Origin of the sequence: Mesorhizobium sp. LNHC209A00, assembly GCF_000502915.1 — a bacterium.
Taxonomy (GTDB): domain Bacteria; phylum Pseudomonadota; class Alphaproteobacteria; order Rhizobiales; family Rhizobiaceae; genus Mesorhizobium.
The window spans coordinates 19,481-28,109 of sequence record NZ_AYWT01000040.1; the positions used below are offsets into that span (position 1 = coordinate 19,481).

Annotated in this window: 7 protein-coding genes and 2 pseudogenes; 8 read left to right on the forward strand and 1 reads right to left on the reverse strand. The window is 58.5% G+C overall.

The features are described from left to right. Window positions 1-21 precede the first annotated feature (21 nt). From X739_RS1000000169025 to X739_RS1000000169030, 8 genes and pseudogenes are all read left to right on the forward strand, one after another. Window positions 22-180 carry a type IV secretion system lipoprotein VirB7 gene (locus tag X739_RS1000000169025; RefSeq protein ID WP_081731114.1) on the forward strand — a complete coding sequence of 53 codons (159 nt, stop codon included), beginning with the start codon at window positions 22-24 and terminating at the stop codon, window positions 178-180. Then, the gene (locus tag X739_RS136850) at window positions 177-890 is read left to right on the forward strand and encodes a type IV secretion system protein VirB8 (RefSeq protein ID WP_023785251.1); all 714 of its coding nucleotides are present in this window, start codon (window positions 177-179) and stop codon (window positions 888-890) included. Before X739_RS1000000169025 ends, X739_RS136850 begins: the two co-directional genes overlap by 4 nt. After that, complete coding sequence (locus tag X739_RS136845; RefSeq protein ID WP_023796646.1) at window positions 887-1,771, forward strand: TrbG/VirB9 family P-type conjugative transfer protein; 885 nt, start codon at window positions 887-889, stop codon at window positions 1,769-1,771. Before X739_RS136850 ends, X739_RS136845 begins: the two co-directional genes overlap by 4 nt. Continuing rightward, window positions 1,764-2,903, forward strand: a complete 1,140-nt coding sequence (gene virB10, locus X739_RS0136400; RefSeq protein WP_031252668.1) for a type IV secretion system protein VirB10 — start codon at window positions 1,764-1,766, stop codon at window positions 2,901-2,903. The genes X739_RS136845 and virB10 overlap by 8 nt, the downstream gene beginning before the upstream one ends. Then, the gene (virB11, locus tag X739_RS136840) at window positions 2,887-3,927 is read left to right on the forward strand and encodes a P-type DNA transfer ATPase VirB11 (protein ID WP_023737143.1); all 1,041 of its coding nucleotides are present in this window, start codon (window positions 2,887-2,889) and stop codon (window positions 3,925-3,927) included. The genes virB10 and virB11 overlap by 17 nt, the downstream gene beginning before the upstream one ends. Window positions 3,928-4,647: 720 nt before the next feature. Further along, a complete protein-coding gene (locus tag X739_RS136835) occupies window positions 4,648-5,334 on the forward strand; it encodes a response regulator transcription factor (RefSeq protein ID WP_023796647.1) in 687 nt (228 codons plus the stop codon). Window positions 5,335-5,511: 177 nt separating this feature from the next. Continuing rightward, a pseudogene (locus X739_RS01000000166970) lies at window positions 5,512-6,184 on the forward strand (IS6 family transposase). Window positions 6,185-6,615: 431 nt separating this feature from the next. Further along, window positions 6,616-6,747: a hypothetical protein gene (locus tag X739_RS1000000169030; protein WP_280940075.1), complete on the forward strand. Its 132-nt coding sequence runs from the start codon at window positions 6,616-6,618 to the stop codon at window positions 6,745-6,747. Window positions 6,748-7,592: 845 nt separating this feature from the next. On the opposite strand, the pseudogene X739_RS01000000166975 reads toward X739_RS1000000169030, so the two are convergent. Next, window positions 7,593-8,629: pseudogene (locus X739_RS01000000166975) on the reverse strand (TCP-1/cpn60 chaperonin family protein); the annotation flags it as partial.

Consider the following 8,629-nt stretch of genomic DNA (forward strand, 5'->3'; position numbering starts at 1 on the left):
GACAAGCTCGGTGCCAAAAACATGAAATATTGCCTACTTCTGTCAATCCTCGCTTTGGCCGCCTGCAAGACGAGCCATGGGCTTGCGACGTGCGCGGGTGCCCCATTCCAACTGAACGTGGGACAATGGGAAACCACCCCTGAGGATCTTCAGGTCGAATGCGCGGAAGAGCCAAAGTGAAATTTCCTGAACATGCCCTTCTGGTGGAGAGAGAAACGCTAGCCGCCCACTATAAGAAGGTGGAAGCGTTTCAAACGTCACGAGCGAAGTCTGCGCGGCGCCTGTCAAAGGCCCTGATCGCCTTTGCCGCAGCGGCGGTCCTAGGAAATGTTGCCCAGGCATTTACCATCGCTGCCATGGTCCCGTTGGCCAAGCTCGTACCTGTGTTCCTCTGGGTCCGGCCGGATGGGACCGTCGATAGCGAAGTGTCAGTCTCTCGACTGCCGGCAACCCAAGACCGAGCCGTCATAAATGCTTCGCTGTGGGAATATGTACGCCTGCGCGAGGGGTACACAGCAGATACAGCCCAATACGCCTATGACCTCGTATCCAGTTTCAGCGCGCCGGCTGTGCGACAGCAATATCAAGATTTCTTCAACTATCCGAATCCCACCTCACCGCAAGTCACGGTCGGCAAGCGCGGCAAGCTCGAGGTCGGGCATATTTCTTCAAACGACATCAGTCCGGACGTTCAACAGATCCGTTACAAACGTACGCTTGTTGTCGATGGGCAGATGCCGATAGTGACCACCTGGACAGCTACCATCCGCTACGAGCGCTTGACGGGTCTGCCTGGGCAATCGAGGCTCACCAATCCGGGAGGTCTACTCGTCACTTCTTATCAAGGCTCGGAAGATAGCGTATCGAACCTGGGCTATGTGCAGCCATGACAAAAAGAGCGTTTCTCGCGCTGGTCTGTTCACTCCTCTTAACGATGGAAGCGTCCGCGGAAGACACACCACTTGCCGGCAAGCATGATGCGCGCATGCGCTACCTGGCTTACCGTCCCGACGAAGTGGTGCGCCTGTCTACCGCAGTGGGGGCAACGCTGGTTGTCACATTCGCGGCCAACGAGACAGTCGCAGCCGTGGCCGTTTCCAATAGCAAAGACCTGGCTGCGCTCCCGCGCGCCAACTATCTCTTTTTTAAGGCTAGCCGGATGCTCCCGCCGCAGCCGGTCATCGTGCTGGCCGAGAGTGAGTCCGGTACACGGAGATACGTCTTCAGTATTTCAACGAGAGCGATGCCAAAACTCGATGAGCAGCAACCTGACCTATACTACAGCGTGCAGTTCACCTATCCTGCTGATGAGGCTGCTGCTCGGAGAAAGGACGCGGAAAGGCGCTCGATTCTTGGTCAGGGCCGGGCGAAAGTGCTGCACGACGAGAGAGTTCAGGATTTGTTGAATCGGCCCGCCGCAACTACCAGTCCGGACGAAAGCAATTTTCACTACGTCGCAAAGGGCGATCGATCGCTGTCGCCGCTGCAAGTTTTCGATAATGGCTTTACCACCGTATTTGGCTTCGCAAGCAATTCCCGCATACCCTCTCTCTACATTATCAATCCCGACGGCAAGGAAGCCGCTGCCAATTACACGGTCAAAGGGGACTATGTTGAAGTATCCGCAGTCGCCCGGGAATGGCGTCTGAGAGATGGCAATACGGTCTTGTCCATTTTCAACAGGGCTTATGACCCTGTGGGACGAGCGCCAGGGACCGGTACAGTGACACCCGACGTGTGGCGCGTTTTGAAAGGCTCGGCCGATGAATGAAACCGGCCCACAGTCGGGACATGATGTCCATGCCTCCGGATCGATGGTCTCGGAGCCGGCCCGCCGGCATGTTTCGGGATTGCAGAAGTTGGCTGTCGCTGCTCTTGTTCTCATCTCATCTCTATCGCTCATCTGGCTCGGCGGTCGTCCCAGCACACAAGACGAGCCAACTCAGCCAAAACCTCCAACTGTCGCCGACGCCGAGCCATTCCGCCCCGTGCCGATTGAGATTGCTCCCGAACCTCCAGCACCCGTACAGGTGGCGCAGGCAGGAGATCCTGCGCCATCCACGCCGCCTCCGGCGCCAGCTGATCCGCCGCCGGAGGAATCACCAATTTTCGCCTACAGTGGCAGCGGTCAAATGCCCAACGACGGTCAGCGGAGCGAAGACAACCATAGGGATGCTCCCGCAACCTCGGATGAGATTTCAGACGCTGGCGATCTGTCGGGGCGATTGAAGCCAGATATACAGGAGCCGAGCCGGGCCACACTTTTGCCGCACCCTGATCTTGTGATTACTCAAGGAACGATAATTCCCTGCATTTTGCAAACGGCAGTCGACACAAACTTACCGGGTTATGTGAAGTGCGTCTTACCTAAAGACGTCCGCGGCGCCACCAACAACGTGGTGCTTTTGGATCGCGGGACGACCGTGATTGGCGAGATCCAGCGTGGTCTCCAACAGGGGGATGCGCGTGTCTTCGTGCTGTGGACGCGCATCGAAACGCCTGACCATGCCCTCGTTTCGCTAGCATCGCCGGGCGCTGACGAGCTCGGCCGCTCCGGAATGCCTGGCACGGTGGATAATCACTTCTGGCAGCGCTTTGGCGGAGCAATGCTCATGAGCGTCATTCAAGGCGCGTTTCAGGCCGCCGGTCAATACGCTGGCAGCTCAGGTGGAGGAAGCGGCATCAACAGCTTCCAGAGCAACGCCGGACAAGCCGTTGACACGACCCTTAGAGCAACGATCAACGTTCCGCCAACTCTGAAGAAAAACCAGGGAGATGCTGTATCCATCTTTGTGGCTCGGGATCTCGATTTCTCAGATGTATACGATCTTAGAGCGACCGCCGTGGCGCCAGCCCCCCAACATCGTGAACGCCGGAGAGACAACAATGCGACCGGAGGCTGACCCTCAATTGCGTTTGCTTCTCAACCCTGTTCTGAAATGGCTTGAGGAGCCAAGGACCGAAGAGGTCGCTATCAACCGGCCTGGGGAAGCCTTTGTCCGACAGGCCGGCGTTTTCACGAAACATCCGCTACCGCTATCTTATGACGATCTGGAGGACATCGCGATCCTCGCTGGAGCGCTGCGCAAGCAAGATGTCGGACCGCAAAGCCCCCTCTGTGCGACTGAGCTGCCGAACGGAGAGCGGCTGCAGATCTGTTTGCCGCCCGCTGTTCCCTCAGGAACAATAAGCCTGACGATACGGCGTCCCTCAAGTCGTGTGACCGAACTCAAGGAAGTTTCTTCTCGCTACGAATACTCGCGTTGGAATCAATGGCGGTCACGAAAGGAGCGCCAAGAGCGGCAGGACGAAACGATTCTTCAGCACTACGACCATGGTGACTTGGAGCAATTTTTGCGAGCGTGCGTTTGCGGGCGGCTCACGATGCTGCTTTGCGGACCTACTGGAAGCGGCAAAACGACAATGAGCAAGACTTTGATCAACGCTATACCCCCGCAAGAGAGGCTGATAAGTATCGAGGACACGCTCGAACTTGCAATCCCGCACGAGAACCATGTCCGGTTACTCTATCCGAAGGACCGAGCAGGCGTAGGTGCGGTGACAGCCGAGCAACTGTTGCAAGCCAGCTTGCGCATGCGCCCTGATCGAATATTGCTTGGCGAGATGCGCGATGATGCTGCTTGGGCCTACCTTAGCGAAGTCGTCTCCGGCCATGCGGGATCAATATCAACGATTCATGGGGCGGATCCGGTCCAAGGCTTTAAAAAGCTCTTTTCACTCGTCAAGAGCAGCCCGCAAGGAGCTGCTGTGGAAGACCACACGCTTCTTGACCTGCTGTCGGCTGCCATTGACGTCATTGTGCCGTTCCGTACCCACGGCGACGTGTATGAGGTGGGGGAGGTGTGGCTCGCCGCCGATGCCCGGCGACGCGGAGAGACAGTAGCCGACCTTCTTAACAAGCACTAAGGCTAGAGCATGTCGGGGATCGGTAAGTGGTTTGTGATACGATGGCGTAATTTGTTCAGATTGAACGTCCACTTTGATTTGACGGAGGTGGATAATGGGAGGAGGACTGGGCGTAGACCTTCGGTCACAAGTCTGAAGTCTTCGGGCGCCCTGTCGGCGCGGCAAGCTGCGGCACGATTCGACTGGGTGTATCGAGCGCGTCCTTGAATTGCGCGGGCGACGCTCAGCGAGCTGGTGCCGATGCCTGCTTCAAAAGCGGCATCGACACCCGGCAGGTCGTACCCTTGATTTACCTAGCCGCGCTCAATGAGCGTGTTCAAAGCCGCCGAACGTGGTTCGGAATGACCGGTTGGTAAATAGGGAAGTGCCATACAGGGAATCCTCCTGGTATTGCCTCCAGGGGGTCCTCTCAATGAACAAAGCCGCAACCTGCCCTTGCGACCTCAGCTGGAGTTTGCGACGCAACCCATATAGGAGGATCGATGCGCAGAGAAATCGCACGCAGAGTCGGTGGCATTGTGGGCTGGCCGACCGACGGTTTCAGCCCGTCAACAGGTCTTCACGTGTTCCATCCCCGACTATTGCAGGCGTGCGGCTTGCATGCTCCCGCGATCACCCATCGGAAAGAGCGTTACGAACACTACGAAGAGTTGCGCGACTTCTGCTGTCGCCCCGGTCTTACAGCGGACGGTGACCTGTCCTACCTTGATAGGACGTGAAATGCGAACGCTGCTCATTGATCATCATGTGGATCTTACGCGCGCCGTGCGAGTTGCGCTCGGGGATAGCGGTTTTGCCGTTGATGTAGTTGGCAACCTGGAACAGGCGTCGAGGGCATTTTGTTGCGCAACCTATGAAATTCTCCTGCTGGAGTTGGCTCTGCCAGATGGCGATGGCTTGGGCTGGCTGAGACAGCTAAGGAGCGACGGGCATTCAGTTCCAACCCTCATTATGAGTAGCATCAACGATCTCGAGAAGCGAATTGCAATTTTCAACGGTGGCGCGGACGACTTTCTGCTCAAGCCCGTCTCTTTCGATGAGCTCATCGCCAGAATGAGAGCCATTCTGCGCCGGTCGACACAGGTGACCGACCCCATCGTTGTATTTGGCAATCTCAATTTCGATCCGATCGGCCGACAGGTTTCCGTCTCGGGTCATCCTCTGAAGATCGCACGCCGCGAACTATGTATTTTAGAGCATCTGCTTATCCGTGCAGGCCGCATCGTGCCTCGTGCGCAGTTGGAAGATCACCTCTATTCGTTCAACGACGAGGTATCTGCCAACGCGCTTGAAGTCGGAATCTATCGCTTACGTGGACACCTGAGTAGGTCAGGTGCAACGCCACGTATCACGACCGTGCGCGGCATTGGTTACATTCTTGAATTGACTGAGGCGGCATCCGCATAGTTGGTCTAAATTGAAAGAACAGACTGCCTGCCCGTTGTCAGGTTGAGCTTGTGGCCATAATGGACATCGCGGCCGCCCTTGATGATGGTGTCGGCATGCGGTTCGAACGGCTCTGTCGCAAACCTTTTTGTAAGCGAGCATGGCAAGAAAAACGCCTCAGCTGTGGAGGAGCACGTGATGTTCAAGGGCCGCCATTTCGACCAGTCGGTGATCCTGCTGTGCCTGCGCTGGTACCTGGCCTACACTCTGAGCCTGCGCGATCTGGAAGAGATGATGGCCGAACGCGTTGAAGGTCGACCGTGCATCGCTGGGTCGCCCACTTCTCGCCGCAGCTGCTGGAGCGCTTCAACCGGCGCAAGCGTGTGGTCGGCAGCAAGTGGCATATGGACGAGACGTACATCAAGGTCCGCGGCCATGGATGTATCTCTACCGCGCTATCGACATCCTCGGCGACACGGTCGAGTTCTTCTTTAGCGAAAACCGTGACCTGGTTAACGCTTCCTCCGCAAGGCGCTGACGTGCCATGGCCGGCCGGAGCGTATCGTCATCGACGGCAGCCAGACCAATTACGAAGCAATCCTTTCCTGCGACGCTGAAAGCCGGCTGCGGCAGCGATCGCGGGCGACCGCTGAAGCCGATCCGAATCCGCAATAGCCGGCATCTCCACAATCGGATCGAACAGGATCACCGGCGTATCAAGCGCCGCATTCGATCCATGCTCGGCTTCAAGTCGCAGGCGAGCGACCTGGTGATCCTCTCCGGCATCGAGATGATCCACATGATGGGCAAGCGACAGGCGAGGTATGCCTACAAGTCTGTCGATCGCTGTTTCGATATCCTCGCTGCCTGACGGACAGGCCGAAATGGCCGTTCACAACCCCATTTCCAGGTTTGCGACAGAGCCTTTTGTCGGCGTTGCCGGCTTCGAAGGGCCGGTGCGCGCCGAGCGCATCAAGATCACCCCCGGCCACCTTGCTGCGGCCACTCGCCGAGTACGAAGCGGTGGCCGGAGGGAGCTGGTCATGACGACCCTAGAGCATAATCTGACTTGATGGAATCGCGAGGGATTCCCATCGGGGAGAATATCTGATTCATCATGTCGGCTGGGTATGGAGGCCAGCAGNCAACATCCCCGAGCTTTGGGACGCAATCCGCGACGCCTTGCCACGCTTCACCGCCGAGGAGTGCTCAAACTACTTCTGCGCCGCAGGATACGAGCCTGAGTGATCAGATTCTGCTCTAGATCATGACCTGCTGATCGCAATCCTGGATCGGCTGAAGTTGACGGCGATCCGCGACCAGCTCGACACGCTCATGTCGAGCAAGATCGCGCAGTTCCCGTTTGTCCGCGAACTCGACGGCTTCGGCTTCGACGCGCAGCCATCGGTCTGCTTCAGCCAAACGTATTCATAGGTATGGGACAGGCCTTGCTATGTCCGCCACCCACGCCTGCTCCGAGGCCCTCCAGGGCAATGGTCTGAGACCTGGGCTCAAGCCCTTCGGCGAGGAGGATGAGACACCGCTGGAGCTCAGGTGCAAGCGCTGCCACGCCCGCCCCGAGGCCCCACAAGGCCGAAGCGCAGTCGTCGGGGTCACGAGGCCCCTCGGCCACGACGACGAGACGCTGCTGGAAGCCCGGTTGCAAGGGCTGCCACAGATGGCCTGAACCTGGATCCGCCTTTCTTGAGGCGTTGCGACTATCATGGCGGCGACACGCAGCTCTTGATTTGTGTGCGACATCCTCAGCAGATCCATCGGGCTGAGCCGCTCAACAATATCAACGAGAATGTCCAGCGGCAGATCAAGGATACTCAGAGGAGGAAACGCTTGATCTTGAGGCTCAGAGCGCGTCTGCTCCACTATAGAACAGGATGATTCACCGGGTCCTTCAACGCCAGCCGCCGGTCCGATGAGAGAATTGTCCCTGATATCACGCTCGATGGGGTTAAATGCCGAGATGGGCGCCTTGCCACGCTCCTCAATGCCCTCATGATTCACCGCCTATAGCTACCAACTGAATGAATCATCGTGATTGTCGCGCAGCGGAATCCTCAAGGATCGGGCAGTTCGTAGGGGGCGCCGCTTTGACCAGCTTAAGCCCGCGAATTGCTCGATCGGACAAGATCCTAATTCTCGACCATGCGGTGAGGCTCGAACGAGATCCTCGGGACGCACTCCAAGTTGTCGATCATGTTCGGCACACAAGGAAAGGGCGGCATTGCTGCCGCCCTTTCCGCTGTAGGTTGATAGGGGCTGGATTAGAAATCCATGCCGCCCATGCCGCCCATGCCGCCCATACCGCCGCCGCCCATGCCGCCAGGCATGCCGCCGCCAGCCGACTCCTTCTTCGGAGCCTCCGCGATCATGGCTTCGGTGGTGACGAGCAGGCCGGCGACCGAGGCCGCGTCCTGGAGGGCAGTGCGCACGACCTTGACCGGATCGACGATACCCATGGCGATCATGTCGCCATATTCGCCGGTCTGGGCGTTGTAGCCGAAGGTCAAGCCCTTGTTCTCAAGGATCTTGCCGGCAACGATCGATGCTTCCGCACCGGCGTTGGCCGCGATCTGGCGGGCCGGAGCCTGCAGCGCACGACGAACGATGTTGATGCCGGCGGCCTGGTCGGCATTGACGCCGGTGACCTTGATGTCGGCCGAAGCGCGCAGGAGAGCGACGCCGCCGCCTGCAACGATGCCTTCTTCCACGGCCGCGCGGGTCGCGTTGAGGGCGTCATCGACGCGGTCCTTCTTTTCCTTGACTTCGACTTCCGTCGCNTTCCACGGCCGCGCGGGTCGCGTTGAGGGCGTCATCGACGCGGTCCTTCTTTTCCTTGACTTCGACTTCCGTCGCGCCGCCGACGCGGATCACCGCAACGCCGCCGGCGAGCTTGGCCAGACGTTCCTGCAGCTTCTCCTTGTCGTAGTCCGACGTGGTCTCTTCGATCTGCTGCTTGATCTGGGCGACGCGGCCCTGGATCTCGGCCTTCTTGCCGGCGCCGTCGACGATGGTGGTGTTCTCCTTGGAGATCGACACCTTCTTGGCGCGGCCGAGCATGTTGAGGCCGACNGGCTTCGAGGACCGGCAGCATCGCCTGCAGGTTGGAGAGCTTCTTCTCGTGCAGGAGGATGTAGACGTCCTCCAGCTCGGCAACCATCTTGTCGGCGTTGGTCACGAAGTAGGGCGAGAGATAGCCGCGGTCGAACTGCATGCCTTCGACGACTTCGAGTTCGGTCTCGGCGGTCTTGGCTTCCTCAACCGTGATGACGCCTTCGTTGCCGACCTTCTGCATCGCTTC